We start from the raw sequence: 17187 nt of genomic DNA on the forward strand, positions 1-17187 counted from the left end.
TCTGCCCGGTATGTTCAAATTTCCTGAATGAGAACGAGATGGCTAAAGAAAGGGCTTTAACGCTTGAAGCGTTACGCGTCATGGACGCAATAGACAGGCGCGGCAGCTTTGCCGCCGCAGCGGACGAACTGGGGCGCGTGCCTTCCGCACTTAGCTATACCATGCAGAAGCTGGAGGAAGAGCTGGACGTAGTGCTGTTTGACCGTTCAGGCCACCGTACAAAATTCACTAACGTCGGGCGTATGCTGCTGGAGCGTGGGCGCGTACTGCTGGAAGCTGCGGATAAGCTGACTACCGATGCCGAAGCGCTGGCTCGCGGTTGGGAAACGCATCTGACCATCGTTACCGAAGCGCTGGTACCGACGGCGGCGTTTTTCCCACTGATCGACCGACTTGCCGGGAAGGCCAATACCCAGCTTTCCGTCATTACCGAAGTTCTGGCCGGGGCGTGGGAGCGTCTTGAGCAGGGGCGGGCGGATATCGTGATTGCGCCGGATATGCATTTTCGCTCATCCTCAGAAATCAACTCGCGTAAGCTGTACTCACTGATGAACGTCTATGTGGCGGCTCCGGATCATCCCATTCATCAGGAGCCGGAACCGTTATCGGAAGTCACCCGCGTGAAATACCGCGGGATCGCAGTGGCGGACACCGCCCGTGAACGCCCGGTACTCACGGTTCAACTGCTGGATAAACAGCCGCGTCTGACGGTGAGTACGATTGAAGATAAACGCCAGGCGCTGTTGGCTGGCCTGGGCGTGGCGACGATGCCGTATCCACTGGTGGAAGAGGATATTGCCGCTGGTCGGCTGCGGGTAGTAAGCCCGGAATCGACAAGCGAAATTGATATTATTATGGCCTGGCGTCGGGACAGCATGGGTGAGGCGAAATCCTGGTGTCTGCGGGAAATCCCCAAGCTGTTTGCGGGTAAATAAGAAATACGCCCCTTCAACGGAAGGGGCGTATTTAAATTCAGGATAACTGTTTGGGGTCAGCGCCGAAGCGGTTGCTCCCCGTCGTGCCGTTTTGACAGTTGAAAATAATGATGACCAACCAGCCGACGATCGGGATCAGCAACACCAGTAGCCACCAGGCTGAACGGTCGGTGTCATGTAAACGCCGGAACTGTACCGCCCACCATGGAATAAAGACCAGAACCCCATAAATCGTCGTTAATATGCCTTCTCCTCCGGCGCGTTCCCAGCCAAGCATTCTGTCCAGAATGCCCAGCACGAACGTGAAGATGATGTTGACCAGCACAAACATCCAGTATTCTTTACGACGCGCGCGGCCACCAAACCCAAAGTAGTTCTTTAATACGTTTAAATACCAATCCATTTTTGCCTCGTTCTGCATTCAATTACTTGTTTTTAAAGCAATCAAAATAAGAATAGCTGCGAATATAATGCTGGTAAATGTTTGTAGTATTAATTATTTGGCCCCAAACGGAGGCCTGTGTAAATCAGGCAAAACGGCTGTCACGTCCATGAGGTTCGCTGAGGTCCTGCCACGGGCCGATTGAAATAATACCGGTCGGGTTGATCGTTTTGTGGCTACGGAAGTAGTGATTGCGGATGTGATCGAAATTGACGGTCTCCGCAATGCCTGGCATCTGGTAGATATCGCGCAGAAAACCGTACAAATTCAGGTAGTCACTGATGCGGTGTTTGTCGCATTTGAAGTGGGTGACATACACAGGATCAAAACGTACCAACGTGGTCCACAGGCGAATATCGGCCTCGGTTAGCTGGTCACCGGTCAGGTAGCGATGTTGACCCAGGATCTGCTCCAGCCGCGCCAACGATTGAAAGACTTTTTCTACGGCGTCGTCGTAAGCTTCCTGGCTGGTAGCAAATCCGGCTTTATATACGCCGTTATTGACGTTGTCATAGATCCAGCCATTCAGCTCATCGATTTTGCTTTGCAGAGCTGGTGGATAGTAATCTCCGGCTTTCGCACCCAGCGCATCAAACGCAGTGTTAAACATGCGGATGATTTCTGCAGATTCGTTACTGACGATGGTGTGATTCTTTTTGTCCCACAACACTGGAACGGTCACCCGACCGCTGTAGTGTGGATCGGCATGTAAGTAGAGTTGATAAAGAAACTCGTGCTGATACAGGGTATCGCCGGTTGCTGCCGGGAAGGTATCGTCAAACGTCCAGCCGTTTTCCAGCATCAGCGGATTCACTACGGAAACGGAAATAAACGGTTCCAGCCCTTTGAGTTTACGCAAAATCAGCGTGCGATGCGCCCACGGACAAGCCAGAGAAACGTAGAGATGATAGCGGTCTTTTTCGGCGGCGAAGCCACCTTCACCCGTAGGACCCGGTGCGCCATCCGCGGTGAGCCAGTTACGGAATGCCGATGCCGAGCGTTGAAATTTTCCCCCGGTTGATTTGGTGTCGTACCAGGTGTCATGCCAGACGCCGTCAATGAGTTGTCCCATAATTTTCGCCTCCTCAGATAGCAAAAACGAGGAGATGTCTCCTCGCTTTTTAATGCGTTTAGTATAGCTCGCTTACCACTTTTTATTCAGTACACGGTCAATACTGAATGCGCCCGGACCGGTGATAGCCAGCAGCAGGAAACCGCCTGCGATGGTCAGGTTTTTCATGAACATCAGAGAGTTCATCCCTTCCGCAAAGTTGCTGTGGAAGAGGAACGCCGTCAGCAACGTGAAGCCTGCGGTGAACAGCGCGGTAGTACGGGTCAGGAAACCAAACAGGATTGCCAGACCTCCGCCGAACTCAAGCAGAATAACCAGCGGCAACATAAAACCAGGGACGCCCATGGCTTCCATGTACTGTTGGGTACCCGCATATCCGGTGATCTTTCCCCAACCTGCAGTAATAAACAGGATTGGCATCAGAATGCGCGCTACCAGTACACCAACATCTTCTAATTTTTTCATCATACTCTCCAGGAAACCACTCAGGCGGATTGTTTTGTTTTTTGTGCATCAACGCTGCAGAACGCGTCGTTGCTGTCGATGGAGAGAATCATAGACGTACAGAATGACAATTGTTAGCAAGGAAAACTGTCAGAAATTTTCAAAAAATTTGAGGTTAGGTGGAAGGAGAGGGGATCAGCCGCGCAGCTGCTGTTGTCTGATGGTCGATTTTACCAGACGCCAGATGCTCCAGGCGCTAAAGCCACGTTTGGCCCAGCGTACCAGTAGGTTCGGATTACGGATGGTGCGAACCGCCATAATACTGCTGCCGACCAGCACCCAGCCGCGCAGGTTCAACAGCGTCTTCCAACCACGATCGTAGACTTCGGTGGCCTCCAGCCAGTCGCGACGAGTGGCAGACAGATCCAGCCGTTGCTGCTGGATCTGTCCAAGCAGTTGTGCCTTACGTTTTTGGCGCTCGACTTTACTGCTCATTAGAAATCATCCTCCAGGGCCTGCCTGTCGTTAGCGAGTTCGTGGCGTGTATGGCGTAACAGCGTCGATTTACGGGCTTTACGTAATGTCCATATCCCGCCAACGAGCGCCAAAAGCAACAGCACAACGGTTGTGGCAATCATGGCGTTCAGGCGATATTGAGGGTCGATGGCCCAGATGATAAGCACCATCAGGCTCATCAGGCCAAACGCCGCGAACAGCATGGTCAGCCCAAGCATCAGCAGGATCTGGATGAGATTGGCTTTTTCCTCTTCCAGCTCAACGACGGCCAGCCGTAATCGGGTCTCTACGATCTCAACGAGAATCGTGAGAACCCGTTGTCCAGTCCCCAGGATGCTTTTGCCTGGACCTTGTGCGTGTTGAGAGTCTGCCATTGTTAGCGGCGCGACAGCAGTACACCAAGCACCACACCGACCGCAGCGCCAATACCAACGCCTGTCCATGGGTTTTCGCGCACATAGTTATCGGCTTTGGCGGCCGCTTCACGGGTTTGCTTAGCAATCACATCGCTGGTCTCGCTCAGACGATGGCGGCTCTCGCGCAGCGCATGTTCGGCTTTGCTGCGAATTTTACTCATCTCTTCCTTCGACTTATCGCCAGAGGAGCTCAGTACTTCTTCGAGCGTATCCGCAAGGGATTTCAGCTCAGCGCGCAGATTTTCCGTAGCGTTATCTTTTGACATAGTTTTCTCCAGGTGAGTGGGTAGTTACCGTACTTAGTAATCGCGGGTCTCAAGTTCCTTCAGCTCTTTCTGAGCCTCTGCAAGCTTACGTTCGCGTTTTGCGACTTTATCCGCATCGCCTTTTTGCTTCGCTTCGGCTAAATCACGCTGACGTTCGGCTATCTCATTTTTCTGCTCCGCGATTTTTTTCTGGTGATTCGCGCGCAGTTTGCTGTCAGTACAGTTTGCCCGAACTTCACTAAGTGCTTTGTTTAACCCATTGATGCGGCTCTGATTGTTGTGTTTTTCGGCATAACTAATTTCCCGCTGAATGTCTTGTTCTTTTTCCTGACAGAGGGAGTTAGCGTAGCTGCCGGCACTGAGAGCGAAAAGACTCATTGCCAAAGCGATGCGGTATTTCATTCTTGAACCTTCCATTGTGATGCGACCCGATGTGTTGTGGTCGATGCTCCAGAATAATAAAGCTGTAGGTCATAACTTCAGTTTATTAATCATAGGCACTAAACGGTGAAATCACCAAAGTGAGTGATCTAATTCAGATTCCTGGAGATTAACCAAAGCGGTGCGGTGTATCCCGTAAACGAGATAACCACTGCACTGCCTGATTGTCATCATCCTGTTGAGCAATAACGAAGCCGTGCGGTAACGTTCGGTCCAGCACGACCTTTGCGGCTGCGCTCTGCGCGCTGGAATCAAAGGTGATCAGCAGCGCGTCATTTTGCGGAGTAATACTTTTAAAACGAATGCCGTTGGCGTCCAGGTGATGCCAGATAGAGAAGCCATCAGGCATGCTGGCTCCCTGGTTTATGGCGCGAATGGCAAGCGTCGATTCCTGCTGGCGAATGACCGACCAGGTCAGGATTAACGCGCTCAAAAACAGCATAAAGGAGGTGGTCCAGGCCAGTCGTCGGAGCGTTATGCGTGATTTCAGCATAATTTACCCTCGGTTCCCGTATTTCTTTTTCCAGAGTACAACCAGTGAACCGGCCAGGCCAACCACCAGTAATACGACAGGAAGCAGCATCAGGCAGGACATGAGCTGATCTTCATACTTGAGAAAAACAGGTGTTTTGCCCAGTAGATAGCCCAGCGTGGTCAGAATCAGTACCCACAATAGCCCGCTCATCCAGTTGAAGAACTGAAAACGCGCATTATTCAGCCCTGACAGTCCGGCAATGGTCGGTAGTAATGTTCTGACGAACGCAATAAAGCGACCGACCAACAGTGCGGATAAGCCATGCTTGTGGAAAAGATGATGCGCGCGTTGGTGATAATGAGCAGGAAGATGTGAAAGCCAGTTTTGCACGGTGCGGGTATTACCCAACCATCGGCCCTGAATATAGCTGAGCCAACAACCGAGGCTGGCTGCGGTGGTGAGCAGCAGTACGGTTTGCGGAAAACCCATTGCGCCTTTGGCAATAAGAACGCCGACCAGTACCAGTAAACTGTCACCAGGTAAAAAGGCCGCGGGTAGCAACCCATTTTCCAGGAACAAAATTGTAAACAGTACAAAATACAGCATACCAATCATGGAAGGATTGGCCAGAGTTTCAAAATCCTGAGCCCATAAAGCATTCAATAATTGAGTCAGTAGTTCCATTCAATATTCCTGGAGAATCGGTTGTCGTCATGCCGGTTTTCTGGAGTTTGTAACGCCGCAATTTTATTGGTGTTTTTTACATGGATCGCGGTCTGACACAAATTCACGGCCTGAACTATTCCCTGTAAAGTTGTGAAGTAAGCAAGCTCTCAAACACAAAAATTCAAATAGCATCTAATTGTAACAAAGGTCAACGTTGTCCGTTATAGAAATTACGGTGGTTGAACTCTGATTTTGCTGATCGCAATGGAGTGAGGCGAGAGGATTTACACAGGCTGACACTTTATACCTAATGCTTACCGTGTGTCAGAAACAGGCGCTGTTATCGCGCCTGTGAAAGTCTGAACGTTTATTTTGTGCTGTTTGCAGCAGTATCCAGATGAACGACCGGATTTTCCGTGAAAAGGTAACGATCCGCGTTGAACTCGAAATCATCGCTGGTTTCGTTAAACAGCATCTGTTTCGTGTTCTCAAGGTGCTGCCACATCGCCAGTTTGGCTGCATGTGGATCTTTGCGAATTAATGCTCGCAGGATCTGGTCATGGTCATCACACCAGTTGTCTACCGTGCGCAGATCAATGTGATCGTGCAATTTCTTCCAGTAGGGGTTGTGAACGCGCTGAGTCCACATTTTTTCAACAATGGCGGCCAGAGCTGAGTTTTGCGTCGCTAGCGCGACCTGAACATGGAACTGCAGGTCCCATTCGGAGTCACGAAAGCTTTTTTCGTTGCGCGACTTCTCCTGGATTTCCATCAGTTTCATGATGTCCTGCTTGGTCACCTGGGTGGCGGCAAACTCGGCGATGTTGCTCTCAATGAGCTGACGCGCTTGCAGCAATTCAAAAGGACCGTAGCTGGCGAATTCCAGACCTTCGTCGGGAGCAACATAATGTTTGGGTTGGTTAGAGATGACGTGGATACCTGATCCTTTACGCACCTCAACGTAGCCTTCAACCTCGAGCATGATAATCGCTTCACGAACCACGGTACGGCTGACATTCTTTTCATCGGCAATAAAGCGCTCGGCGGGAAGTTTATCGCCCACCAGATAGACGCCTTGCTCGATGCGTTCTTTTAGATCGGCAGCAAGTTGTTGGTACAAACGTCGTGGTTCAGTGATTTCCATATGCACTCCAGGCATGATACAGCAGACTATATTTGTTATACCACTTTTGCGATGGCGGCTCTACTCGCACCGACAAAAAAGCCGCCAGTTAACTGGCGGCTCTGCATTATATACCCATGACGACTAGCGTCAGGTTAATTTTGCGTGGCGGGAGAGCCGGTTTGCGGATCTGAATCAATCTCGCTGGCCGATTTGTTCTGCAGTACCGTCCAGATGACTAACGCACCGAGCAGGTCGAATATTGCCAGTACGGCGAACAGCGGGCTGAAACCGATGGTATCAGCCAGGGCGCCAACGACCAGGGCAAACAGAGTACTCGCCAGCCAGGCTGACATCCCCGTCAGGCCGTTAGCGGTCGCGACCTCATTGCGGCCAAATACGTCAGAAGAGAGCGTAATCAGCGCGCCAGACAGTGCCTGGTGAGCAAAACCACCGACGCACAGCAGGGCAATAGCAATATACGGGCTGGTGAACAGACCAATCATCCCTGGGCCAATCATCAGCAGTGCACCCATGGTGACGACCATTTTACGGGACACGATCAGGTTTACGCCGAACCAGCGCTGGAACAGCGGCGGTAAGTAACCCCCGATGATACAGCCCATGTCAGCAAACAGCATTGGCATCCACGCGAACATCGCAATCTCTTTCAGGTTAAAGCCGTAGACTTTAAACATGAACAGCGGGATCCAGGCGTTGAATGTCCCCCAGGCTGGTTCTGCCAGAAAACGTGGCAGTGCGATACCCCAGAACTGGCGGTTACGCAGGATCTGGCCAAGCGACATTTTCTTCGCTGTGCTGTTTTTATGCTGCGATTCCTGACCGTTAAGGATGTAATCACGCTCTTCGTCAGACAGTTTTTTCTGGTCGCGCGGGTGTTTATAGAAGACAAGCCAGGACATCGCCCAGATGAAGCTCAGGGCACCAGAAATAATAAACGCCATCTGCCAGCTGTGCATGACGATAGCCCACACGACCAGCGGCGGAGCGATCATCGCGCCAATAGAAGAGCCGACGTTAAAGTAACCTACGGCAATAGAACGCTCTTTTGCCGGGAACCATTCTGAACTGGCTTTCAGACCCGCAGGGATCATCGCGGCTTCTGCGGCACCGACTGCGCCTCGTGCCAGTGCCAGTCCACCCCAGCTACCAGCCAGCGCCGTGGCACCACAGAAGACGGCCCACAGAACGGCGAACATCGCGTAGCCTACTTTGGTGCCGAGCACATCCAGCACGTAGCCAGCAACGGGTTGCATTACGGTGTAAGCAGCAGAATACGCTGCGATGATATAGGAATACTGTTGAGTGGAGATGTGTAACTCTTCCATCAGAGTTGGCGCAGCTGCCGCCACAGTGTTACGTGTCAGGTAACCCAGCACGGTGCCAAGCGTCACCAGTGCGATCATGTACCAACGTAACCCTTTAATTTTACGCATGTAAAACCTCATCGTTTTGTTATGTCCGCTAACGAGCGGTCATCGTCCAGTCCAGGGCGGAGGATGTTCTTTTACGAAGGGCGTGACCGAAAAAAAACCGGCACTGCCCCGAACTTTGCCATGTCAATGATTGTGCTAATTCGGTTTCCATACCGGTCAATCCGATGGTGGACCATCGGTAATTTGCATTCCGTCGGCCTATGTATCGCGACGGCAAAAAGATAACTTGTCATACAGCTTTAAAAGGTGAGTGCCATCACAAAAGTGTGAATCTTCGTGTGGTCATTAATTCGATTCAGCAAAGCCAGTGCTGGCGCGGCTTGCCGTGAGTTTTACCTCTTTGAGAGTAATTTTTTTGTTATCATTTGTTGATCTAACTCACGAAAATATCTTCGGTGTATGGAAATTGGTGTGATAACTTTGACAACATCAAAACATAAGCAATCTGACGCACTCGCTGAGAGGAAGACGATAATGACCCCGTTTATGACTGAAGATTTCCTGCTGGACACCGAATTTGCCCGTCGTCTGTATCATGATTACGCCAAAGACCAGCCAATCTTCGACTACCACTGCCATTTGCCGCCGCAACAAATCGCGGATAACTACCGTTTTAACAACCTGTATGACATCTGGCTGAAAGGCGATCACTACAAATGGCGCGCCATGCGTACTAACGGCGTCGCTGAACGCTTGTGTACCGGTGATGCGTCCGATCGCGAGAAGTTTGAAGCATGGGCCGCGACGGTCCCACACACCATCGGTAACCCGCTCTACCACTGGACGCATCTTGAACTGCGTCGCCCATTTGGTATTACAGGTAAGCTGTTGTCACCTGCAACTGCCGATGAAATCTGGAATCAGTGCAACGAATTGCTGGCGCAGGATCGGTTTTCCGCACGTGGAATCATGCAGCAGATGAATGTGAAAATGGTCGGTACCACCGATGACCCGATCGATTCTCTGGAGCATCACGCTGCGGTCGCGAAAGACAGCACCTTTGCTATCAAAGTGCTGCCAAGCTGGCGTCCGGATAAAGCTTTCAACATTGAACTGGCGACCTTTAACGATTACATGGCGAAGCTGGGTGAAGTTTCTGACACCGAGATCCGCCGCTTTACCGACCTGCAAACCGCACTGACCAAGCGTCTGGATCACTTTGCTGCGCACGGTTGTAAAGTCTCTGACCATGCGCTGGATGTGGTGTTGTTTGCCGAGTCTAACGAAGCTGAACTGGATAACATCCTGGCCCGTCGCCTGGCCGGTGAAACCCTGAGCGAGCACGAAGTCGCCCAGTTCAAAACTGCCGTGCTGGTGTTCCTCGGCGCAGAATACGCGCGTCGCGAATGGGTACAGCAGTACCACATCGGCGCGCTGCGTAATAACAACCTGCGTCAGTTCAAGCTGCTGGGTGCGGACGTCGGCTTTGACTCCATCAACGACCGTCCGATGGCGGAAGAGCTGTCCAAACTGTTGAGCAAGCAGAATGAACAAAACCTGCTGCCGAAAACCATCCTGTACTGCCTGAACCCGCGCGATAACGAAGTGCTGGGGACTATGATCGGTAACTTCCAGGGCGAAGGTATGCCGGGCAAAATGCAGTTCGGTTCCGGCTGGTGGTTCAACGATCAGAAAGACGGGATGGAACGTCAGATGACGCAGCTGGCGCAGCTCGGGCTGCTGAGCCGTTTCGTCGGCATGCTGACTGATAGCCGTAGCTTCCTGTCCTACACCCGCCATGAATACTTCCGTCGCATCCTGTGTCAGATGATTGGTCGCTGGGTTGCCGCAGGTGAAGCGCCTGCCGACATCCAGCTGCTGGGTGAAATGGTGAGAAATATTTGCTTCAACAATGCGCGTGATTACTTCGCCATTGAACTGAACTAAGGCCCGGGTGAAGGTATGCAATACATCAAGATCCATGCGCTGGATAACGTCGCAGTTGCGCTTGCTGATTTGGCAGAAGGAACCGACGTCACCGTTGACGGGCAGGTGGTCACTCTGCGCCAGGCGGTGACTCGTGGCCATAAATTCGCTTTACGCGGTATCGCGAAAGGTGAAAACGTCATTAAATACGGTTTGCCAATCGGTCATACGCTGGTTGATGTCGCTGCGGGTGAGCACATTCATGCTCACAACACGCGCACGAATCTGAGCGACCTGGACACGTATCGCTACCAACCTGATTTCCAGGCGGAAGTCGCGCAGCCTGCCGATCGCGATGTGCAGATTTATCGCCGCGCGAACGGTGACGTTGGGGTGCGTAACGAACTGTGGATCCTGCCGACCGTCGGCTGCGTGAATGCCATGGCGCGTCAGATGCAGAACCGCTTTTTGAAAGAGACCCACGACGCTGAAGGTATCGACGGCGTGCATCTCTTCAGTCACACCTATGGCTGCTCGCAATTGGGTGACGACCACATTAACACCCGCACCATGCTGCAAAACATGGTGCGTCACCCGAATGCGGGGGCGGTGCTGGTGGTTGGCCTCGGTTGTGAAAACAACCAGGTTGATGCCTTCCGCGAAACGTTAGGGGAGTATGATCCTGATCGCGTTCACTTTATGGTCTGCCAGCACCAGGAAGATGAAGTGGAAGCGGGGATCGAACATCTCCATCAGTTGTACAACGTGATGCGTAACGATAAGCGTGAGCCGGGTAAGCTGGGTGAGCTGAAGTTTGGTCTGGAATGCGGCGGATCTGACGGCTTGTCTGGGATCACCGCTAATCCGATGCTGGGGCGTTTCTCTGACTACGTGATTGCGAACGGCGGAACTACCGTGCTGACCGAAGTGCCGGAAATGTTCGGCGCCGAGCAGTTGCTGATGGATCACTGCCGCGATGAAGAAACCTTTGGCAAATTGGTTACCATGGTCAATGACTTTAAGCAGTACTTTATTGCCCACGACCAGCCGATCTACGAGAATCCATCGCCGGGGAACAAAGCGGGTGGCATCACCACGCTGGAAGATAAATCGCTGGGATGTACACAGAAAGCGGGTTCCAGCAAAGTTGTTGATGTACTGCGCTACGGCGAACGCCTGAAAACGCCAGGTCTGAATCTGTTAAGTGCTCCGGGTAATGATGCCGTAGCGACCAGTGCGCTGGCGGGGGCCGGCTGTCATATGGTGTTGTTCAGTACCGGACGCGGTACACCGTACGGCGGTTTTGTACCGACGGTGAAAATCGCGACCAACAGCGAGCTGGCCGCGAAGAAAAAGCATTGGATCGATTTTGATGCCGGGCAGCTAATCCACGGTAAAGCGATGCCGCAACTGCTGAACGAGTTTGTCGATACCATCGTTGAGTTCACCAACGGTAAGCAAACCTGCAACGAGCGCAACGATTTCCGCGAACTGGCGCTGTTTAAGTCGGGAGTGACGCTGTAATAAATGCCTGATGGAGCCTGCAGGTCTGCGCAAATCGTAGGCCTGATAAGCGTAGCGCCATCAGGCACAAACCGTTGCCGGATGGCGGCGAACACGCCTTATCCGGCCTACAAAATGGAGTTGGGGTTGCTTGCATGACCGCGTATTGGCTGGCCCAGGGCGTAGGTGTCATCGCCTTTCTGATCGGCATTACCACCTTTTTCAATCGTGATGAGCGCCGGTTTCGGCTGCAACTCGCCGTTTACAGCGCCACTATCGGCGTGCATTTTTTTCTGATGGGCGCCTGGCCCGCGGGAATGAGCGCTGAGCTCAACACCATCCGCACACTCGTCTCAATGCATACCCGCAAGCTGTGGGTCATGACCGTTTTTATTGTCCTCACGCTGGTTCTTGGGCTGGCAAAATTGCAGCATGCGATGGAGCTGTTGCCGATAATCGGCACGCTGGCCAGCACCTGGGCACTGTTTCGCTGCCAGGGGTTAACCGTGCGCTGCGTAATGTGGTGCGCAACCGCCTGCTGGGTTGTTCATAATTTCTGGTTAGGATCGATTGGCGGGACGATGATCGAAGGCAGCTTTTTGGTGATGAACGGCCTGAACATTATCCGCTTCAGGCGCATGCAAAAACGCGGAATTGATCCGTTCAAAATTGAAAAAAGCGTACAGCAAGAGAACCCCTCCGCCCGCTGACGGAGGGGAGAAACGATTAGCCGCGCAAGGCGTTATTTGCCAGACGTTCATCTTCAGCCTGGCAGGCCGCCGCGGTAAACAGCACGTCAGTAGAAGAGTTCAGCGCCGTTTCACAGGAATCCTGCAATACGCCGATGATAAAGCCAACGGCCACCACTTGCATGGCGATGTCATTCGGGATACCAAACATATTGCACGCCAGCGGAATTAACAGCAGAGAGCCCCCCGCGACGCCACCACGCTCAGTAACTGCGCCGTCGGTAAATCGACCGGAATGCCCAGCGTATTCACGGCCGCCAGCGTCAGTACGGTAATGGTGATCGCCGCGCCCGCCATATTGATGGTGGCGCCCAGCGGGATAGATACCGAGTAGGTATCATGGTCCAGATTCAGCTTCTCACACAGCGCCATATTCACCGGAATGTTGGCGGCAGAGCTGCGGGTAAAGAAAGCGTACACGCCGCTTTCGCGCAGACAGGCCAGCACCAGCGGATACGGGTTACGGCGAATTTTCCAGAATACCAGCAGCGGGTTGACCACCAGCGCCACCAGCAGCATACAGCCAACCAGTACGGCCAGCAGTTGCGCGTAGCCCCACAGCAAGGAAAGATGCCGTTTCGGGGAGATAAAAATCCTGATTTCCGCGCTCAGATTATATTTTATAACTTTATATTAACATTGTTTTGACATACCCAGCAAAAAGCCCGACGCACGCAATGTGCGGTCGGGCTTTATCAACTCGCTAAGTAAAAGTTACTGTATTTGCTGCTTTTTATCGTGCTGGTGGTTGACCCACGCGTTCACAACCAGCGTCACAAACAGAATACCGAAGACCACACCTAACGAGATAGCGATCGGGATATGGTAGAAATCGACGATCAGCATCTTGATACCGATAAACACCAGGATGATCGACAAACCATATTTCAGCATGGAGAAACGCTCTGCCACACCTGCCAACAGGAAGTACATCGCACGCAGACCCAAAATAGCGAACAGGTTCGAGGTCAGTACGATGAACGGGTCGGTGGTGACGGCAAAGATTGCCGGAATACTGTCGACGGCGAAAATCACGTCGCTTAGCTCAACCAGAATCAACACCAGCATCAGCGGCGTGACAAACAGCAGGCCGTTCTTACGCACGAAGAAGTGCTCGTTTTCGATAGTATCGGTCATACGTAAATGGCTACGCAGCCAGCGTACCAGCGGTTTGTCGCCAATGCCTGATTCATCCTCTTTTGCCAGCGCCATTTTCACGCCGGTAAACAGCAGGAACGCGCCGAACACGTACAGCAGCCACTCAAACTGGGTGATAAGCCAGGTGCCAGCGAAGATCATGATCGTACGCAGAACAATCGCTCCCAGCACGCCATACACCAGTACCCGACGCTGCAATGCAGGCGGTACGGAGAAGTAGCTGAACAGCATCAGCCAGACAAAGACGTTATCTACCGCCAGCGATTTTTCAATTAAATAGCCGGTAAGGAACGCCAGCGCCTGCGGGTCGGCAACGGCACGGCCCTGAGTCTCAGCCAGGTACCACCAGAATGCCGCGTTAAACAGCAACGACAACGTTACCCAGATGATTGACCAGGCCGCGGCCTGTTTCATCGACATCGTATGTGCGCCACGACGACCCTGTAGCAGCAGGTCGATGGCCAGCATAATGACCACCACAACAGCGAAGCCACCCCATAACAACGGTGTGCCGACAGTATTCATTTTATTTCCCCATGCATAAAAAAACGGCCAACGCCGAATGACGTTAGCCGCTGCTTTTTATGCATAGACCTTGCCATTCGGCAAGGTCTCACTTACAACAACAAAGGAATACGCTGTCGTATTCCTTTGTTATCGCCCGGTGACCGGATGTGGTTTTTCACACATCGTAATGACGATCAACCGACAACGAAGTTACTCCCCTTTGCGGGTTACAAAATATTACAGGCCATGCCTTCAGTCAATGGCCTGCAACATTCATTTTACATACTTTTACGCGGTCAGCGGTATCTGTGCATCATCTGCGGGGAAAATAACGCCGGTCTGGCGGCGAATCTCCGTTTGCAGTTTGGCGGTAATACGACTGACGGCCAGTGCCGGATGATCCACTTCGCCGGATTCAACCAGATGAGCAAAAGCCTCTGCCTCATAAAGCATAGTATTGATGTGCTGAGGCACCGTAAGATCCTGCGTTTTGCCACCGCGCGGAATAAAGCACACTTTCTGACACTCGGAAATCTTCTCGATAACCAGTGACCCTGATTCGCCCTGAATTTCGCTGGCCAGTACGGAATCACTGACTTTCGAGTGCTGCAACGTGACGCTAAAATCGCCGTAATTCAGTACCACCACGCCGTGGGCATCGACGCCGCTTTCCAGCAGGCTGGCACTTGCCTGAACGCTCAGTGGTTCACCCCAGAGCGCAACCGCAGCGGCCAGACAGTAAAAGCCGATATCCATAATTGAACCGTTAGAAAACGCCGGATTAAACGTATTGGGATTTTCACCGTCCAGATAACGCTGATAACGTGAAGAATACTGGCAGTAATTGATCAGCGCTTTCCTGACTCGCCCAATTTTGGGGAGTGATTGCTGTAATAGCAGGAAATTAGGCAGGCTGGCGGTCTTAAACGCTTCAAACAGCACCACCTGATTTTCGCGCGCGCAGGCGATAGCGGCTTCGGCTTGCGCCAGGTTTGAGGCCAGCGGTTTCTCGCAAATGACATGCTTTTTGTGCTGTAGAAACAGCGTTGTCTGCGGGAAGTGCAGAGAGTTCGGGCTGGCAATGTAAACGGCATCAATCGCGTTGCTTTGCGCCATTGCCTCCAGCGAGGTAAACAGATGCTCGACGGGATAATCATTGGCGAAGGTCTGTGCCTGTTCAAGGCTACGGGAATACACTGCGGTTAACTTATACTTGCCGGTTTCATGGGCGGCATCGACAAACTGGCGGGTGATCCAGTTTGTGCCAATTACTGCGAAACGTATCATAAAGGCCTTCAGGCTGCGAAAAGGGATTCTTTCGTCAATTTAGCATGCCCTGAAGACAAAGCCAGTGCGCGACTACGCAGTTTGCTTTAACGATTGTTGCGTGAGCCACAGGCGGGTATCAAACTCCAACTGGTGGTATTGCGGTTCCATATGGCAGCACAACTGATAAAACGCTTTGTCGTGCTCTTTTTCTTTCAGATGCGCCAGTTCATGTACGACGATCATGCGTAAAAAAGGTTCAGGCGCAGAACGGAACACGGTAGCGACGCGGATCTCCGCTTTGGCTTTGAGCTTGCCACCCTGCACGCGAGAGACGGCGGTATGCAGTCCCAGCGCATTTTTCAGCACGTGTATCTTACTGTCATACATGACTTTATTCAGCGGCGGGGCGTTACGCAGAAACTGATTTTTCAGATCCTGGGTATATTGCCAGAGCGCTTTGTCGGTCGCGAAGTCATGCGTACCGGGATAACGTTTTTCCAGCACCGCCCCCAGACGCTGTTCAGCAATCAGCGTACGAACCTGGGAAAGTAAATTTTCCGGGTAGCCTTGCAGATAGGTCAACTGACTCATTAGTGCCCCATATAAAGTATAAAAAGTGTATACTCACGCACCCTTTTCAGGGATACGCCGAAATTTTACCATTCAGGAGGGCCGATGAGCCACATAGACAACGGTTTCCGTTCGCTGTCACTTAAACGTTTCCCGGAAACGGATGACGTTAACCCGCTGCTGGCGTGGGAAGCTGCAGATGAATATCTGCTGCAACAGCTGGACGATACCGAGATTAGCGGCCCGGTGCTTCTCCTGAATGATACCTTCGGTGCGCTGGGCTGTGCGCTGGCGGAACATACGCCGTACAGCATTGGCGACTCCTATCTCAGCGAGCTTGCCACACGTGAGAACCTGCGTCACAACGATATTGCCGAGTCGAGCGTCAAATTCCTCGACAGCACCGCTGAATATCCGCAGGCGCCGGGCGTGGTGCTGATTAAGCTGCCAAAAACCATGGCGCTGCTGGAGCAGCAACTGCGTGCTCTGCGCGAAGTGGTAACGCCACAAACGCGCATCATCGCCGGGGCGAAGGCGCGCGATGTGCATACCTCGACGCTGGAGTTGTTTGAAAAGGTGCTAGGTCCAACCACCACCACGCTGGCGTGGAAAAAAGCCCGTCTGATTAACTGCACTTTCAGTAATCCAGAACTGGCTGATGCCTTGCAGACGCTGAGCTGGAAACTGGAAGGTACCGACTGGACTATCCATAACCACGCCAACGTCTTCTCCCGTACCGGGCTGGATATCGGCGCGCGCTTTTTTATTGAGCATCTGCCGGAAAATCTGGAAGGGGAGATTGTCGATCTCGGTTGTGGCAACGGTGTGATTGGCCTGACTTTGCTGGAGAAGAACCCGCAAGCCAGCGTGGTGTTTGTGGATGAATCACCGATGGCGGTGGCATCAAGCCGTCTGAACGTCGAAAGCAACATGCCGGAAGCGTTGGATCGCTGCGAGTTTATGATCAACAACGCGTTGTCTGGCGTGGAGCCTTTCCGCTTTAACGCCGTGTTGTGTAACCCGCCGTTCCATCAGAAACATGCGCTGACCGATAACATCGCCTGGGAGATGTTCCACCACGCGCGTCGCTGCCTGAAAATCAATGGTGAATTGTACATCGTGGCCAACCGCCACCTCGATTACTTCCACAAGCTGAAGAAGATTTTTGGCAACTGCGTGACCATCGCCACCAACAATAAGTTTGTGGTGCTGAAAGCGATCAAAACGGGTCGCCGCCGCTAATCGCGTGTGCCGGATGGCGGCTAACGCCTTATCCGGCCTACACGAGCTGCCTCGTAGGCCTGATAAGCGT

General features: G+C 52.4%; 19 protein-coding genes and 1 pseudogene. 5 read left to right on the forward strand and 15 right to left on the reverse strand.

The features are described from left to right. The first annotated feature begins 38 nt into the window (after positions 1 to 38). Entirely contained in the window at positions 39 to 935 is an 897-nt protein-coding gene (gene yhaJ, locus IB196_RS02980; RefSeq protein WP_003024855.1) for a DNA-binding transcriptional regulator YhaJ, read from the forward strand. Between the two features lie 37 nt (positions 936 to 972). On the opposite strand, the gene IB196_RS02985 is transcribed toward yhaJ, so the two are convergent. The 11 genes from IB196_RS02985 to IB196_RS03035 form a co-directional block, all read right to left on the reverse strand. Beyond that, positions 973 to 1338 (reverse strand): DUF805 domain-containing protein, encoded by a 366-nt coding sequence (locus tag IB196_RS02985; RefSeq protein ID WP_005131480.1) that lies wholly within the window; start codon positions 1336 to 1338, stop codon positions 973 to 975. Between the two features lie 124 nt (positions 1339 to 1462). Then, positions 1463 to 2449 (reverse strand): glutathionyl-hydroquinone reductase YqjG, encoded by a 987-nt coding sequence (gene yqjG, locus IB196_RS02990; protein ID WP_188231873.1) that lies wholly within the window; start codon positions 2447 to 2449, stop codon positions 1463 to 1465. A gap of 72 nt (positions 2450 to 2521) precedes the next feature. Next, positions 2522 to 2914, reverse strand: a complete 393-nt coding sequence (locus tag IB196_RS02995; RefSeq protein ID WP_005131473.1) for a DoxX family protein — start codon at positions 2912 to 2914, stop codon at positions 2522 to 2524. A gap of 174 nt (positions 2915 to 3088) precedes the next feature. Further along, positions 3089 to 3388: a YqjK-like family protein gene (locus IB196_RS03000; RefSeq protein ID WP_005131470.1), complete on the reverse strand. Its 300-nt coding sequence runs from the start codon at positions 3386 to 3388 to the stop codon at positions 3089 to 3091. Further along, the gene (locus tag IB196_RS03005; protein ID WP_005131468.1) at positions 3388 to 3783 is read right to left on the reverse strand and encodes a phage holin family protein; all 396 of its coding nucleotides are present in this window, start codon (positions 3781 to 3783) and stop codon (positions 3388 to 3390) included. The genes IB196_RS03000 and IB196_RS03005 overlap by 1 nt, the downstream gene beginning before the upstream one ends. Positions 3784 to 3785: 2 nt before the next feature. Next, the gene (locus tag IB196_RS03010; protein WP_003024832.1) at positions 3786 to 4091 is read right to left on the reverse strand and encodes a YqjD family protein; all 306 of its coding nucleotides are present in this window, start codon (positions 4089 to 4091) and stop codon (positions 3786 to 3788) included. 33 nt (positions 4092 to 4124) lie between these two features. Then, the gene (locus tag IB196_RS03015; protein WP_040230539.1) at positions 4125 to 4493 is read right to left on the reverse strand and encodes a DUF1090 domain-containing protein; all 369 of its coding nucleotides are present in this window, start codon (positions 4491 to 4493) and stop codon (positions 4125 to 4127) included. 148 nt (positions 4494 to 4641) lie between these two features. Then, a complete protein-coding gene (gene mzrA / locus IB196_RS03020; protein ID WP_005131464.1) occupies positions 4642 to 5025 on the reverse strand; it encodes an EnvZ/OmpR regulon moderator MzrA in 384 nt (127 codons plus the stop codon). 3 nt (positions 5026 to 5028) lie between these two features. After that, positions 5029 to 5691: a DedA family general envelope maintenance protein YqjA gene (yqjA, locus tag IB196_RS03025; protein ID WP_005131462.1), complete on the reverse strand. Its 663-nt coding sequence runs from the start codon at positions 5689 to 5691 to the stop codon at positions 5029 to 5031. 349 nt (positions 5692 to 6040) lie between these two features. Further along, positions 6041 to 6817 (reverse strand): transcriptional regulator ExuR, encoded by a 777-nt coding sequence (gene exuR / locus IB196_RS03030; RefSeq protein WP_005131459.1) that lies wholly within the window; start codon positions 6815 to 6817, stop codon positions 6041 to 6043. 134 nt (positions 6818 to 6951) lie between these two features. Further along, entirely contained in the window at positions 6952 to 8253 is a 1302-nt protein-coding gene (locus IB196_RS03035) for an MFS transporter (protein ID WP_188231874.1), read from the reverse strand. A 474-nt stretch (positions 8254 to 8727) separates the two neighbouring features. On the opposite strand from IB196_RS03035, the gene uxaC reads away from it, so the two are divergent. From uxaC to IB196_RS03050, 3 genes are all read left to right on the forward strand, one after another. Continuing rightward, on the forward strand, positions 8728 to 10140 hold the full coding sequence (gene uxaC / locus IB196_RS03040) for a glucuronate isomerase (protein ID WP_040230541.1): 1413 nt from the start codon (positions 8728 to 8730) through the stop codon (positions 10138 to 10140). A gap of 15 nt (positions 10141 to 10155) precedes the next feature. Further along, complete coding sequence (locus IB196_RS03045; RefSeq protein WP_155021878.1) at positions 10156 to 11643, forward strand: altronate dehydratase family protein; 1488 nt, start codon at positions 10156 to 10158, stop codon at positions 11641 to 11643. Positions 11644 to 11777: 134 nt separating this feature from the next. After that, positions 11778 to 12332 (forward strand): YgjV family protein, encoded by a 555-nt coding sequence (locus IB196_RS03050; protein WP_005131445.1) that lies wholly within the window; start codon positions 11778 to 11780, stop codon positions 12330 to 12332. Between the two features lie 16 nt (positions 12333 to 12348). Here IB196_RS03050 and sstT read toward each other — a convergent pair. The 4 genes and pseudogenes from sstT to IB196_RS03070 all read right to left on the reverse strand — a co-directional run. Further along, positions 12349 to 12932: pseudogene (sstT, locus tag IB196_RS03055) on the reverse strand (serine/threonine transporter SstT); the annotation flags it as partial. Positions 12933 to 13085: 153 nt separating this feature from the next. Continuing rightward, positions 13086 to 14054 (reverse strand): TerC family protein, encoded by a 969-nt coding sequence (locus tag IB196_RS03060; protein WP_040230542.1) that lies wholly within the window; start codon positions 14052 to 14054, stop codon positions 13086 to 13088. Between the two features lie 270 nt (positions 14055 to 14324). Further along, on the reverse strand, positions 14325 to 15323 hold the full coding sequence (locus IB196_RS03065) for a Gfo/Idh/MocA family oxidoreductase (protein WP_188231875.1): 999 nt from the start codon (positions 15321 to 15323) through the stop codon (positions 14325 to 14327). Between the two features lie 72 nt (positions 15324 to 15395). Beyond that, on the reverse strand, positions 15396 to 15896 hold the full coding sequence (locus tag IB196_RS03070) for a M48 family metallopeptidase (protein WP_155021876.1): 501 nt from the start codon (positions 15894 to 15896) through the stop codon (positions 15396 to 15398). 84 nt (positions 15897 to 15980) lie between these two features. Between IB196_RS03070 and rlmG the strand changes: the two genes are divergently transcribed. Continuing rightward, the gene (gene rlmG / locus IB196_RS03075) at positions 15981 to 17117 is read left to right on the forward strand and encodes a 23S rRNA (guanine(1835)-N(2))-methyltransferase RlmG (protein WP_005131439.1); all 1137 of its coding nucleotides are present in this window, start codon (positions 15981 to 15983) and stop codon (positions 17115 to 17117) included. The last annotated feature ends 70 nt before the right edge of the window (positions 17118 to 17187 follow it).

The sequence above is a fragment of the Citrobacter sp. C6_1 genome (assembly GCF_014596835.2).
GTDB lineage: Bacteria > Pseudomonadota > Gammaproteobacteria > Enterobacterales > Enterobacteriaceae > Citrobacter > Citrobacter pasteurii.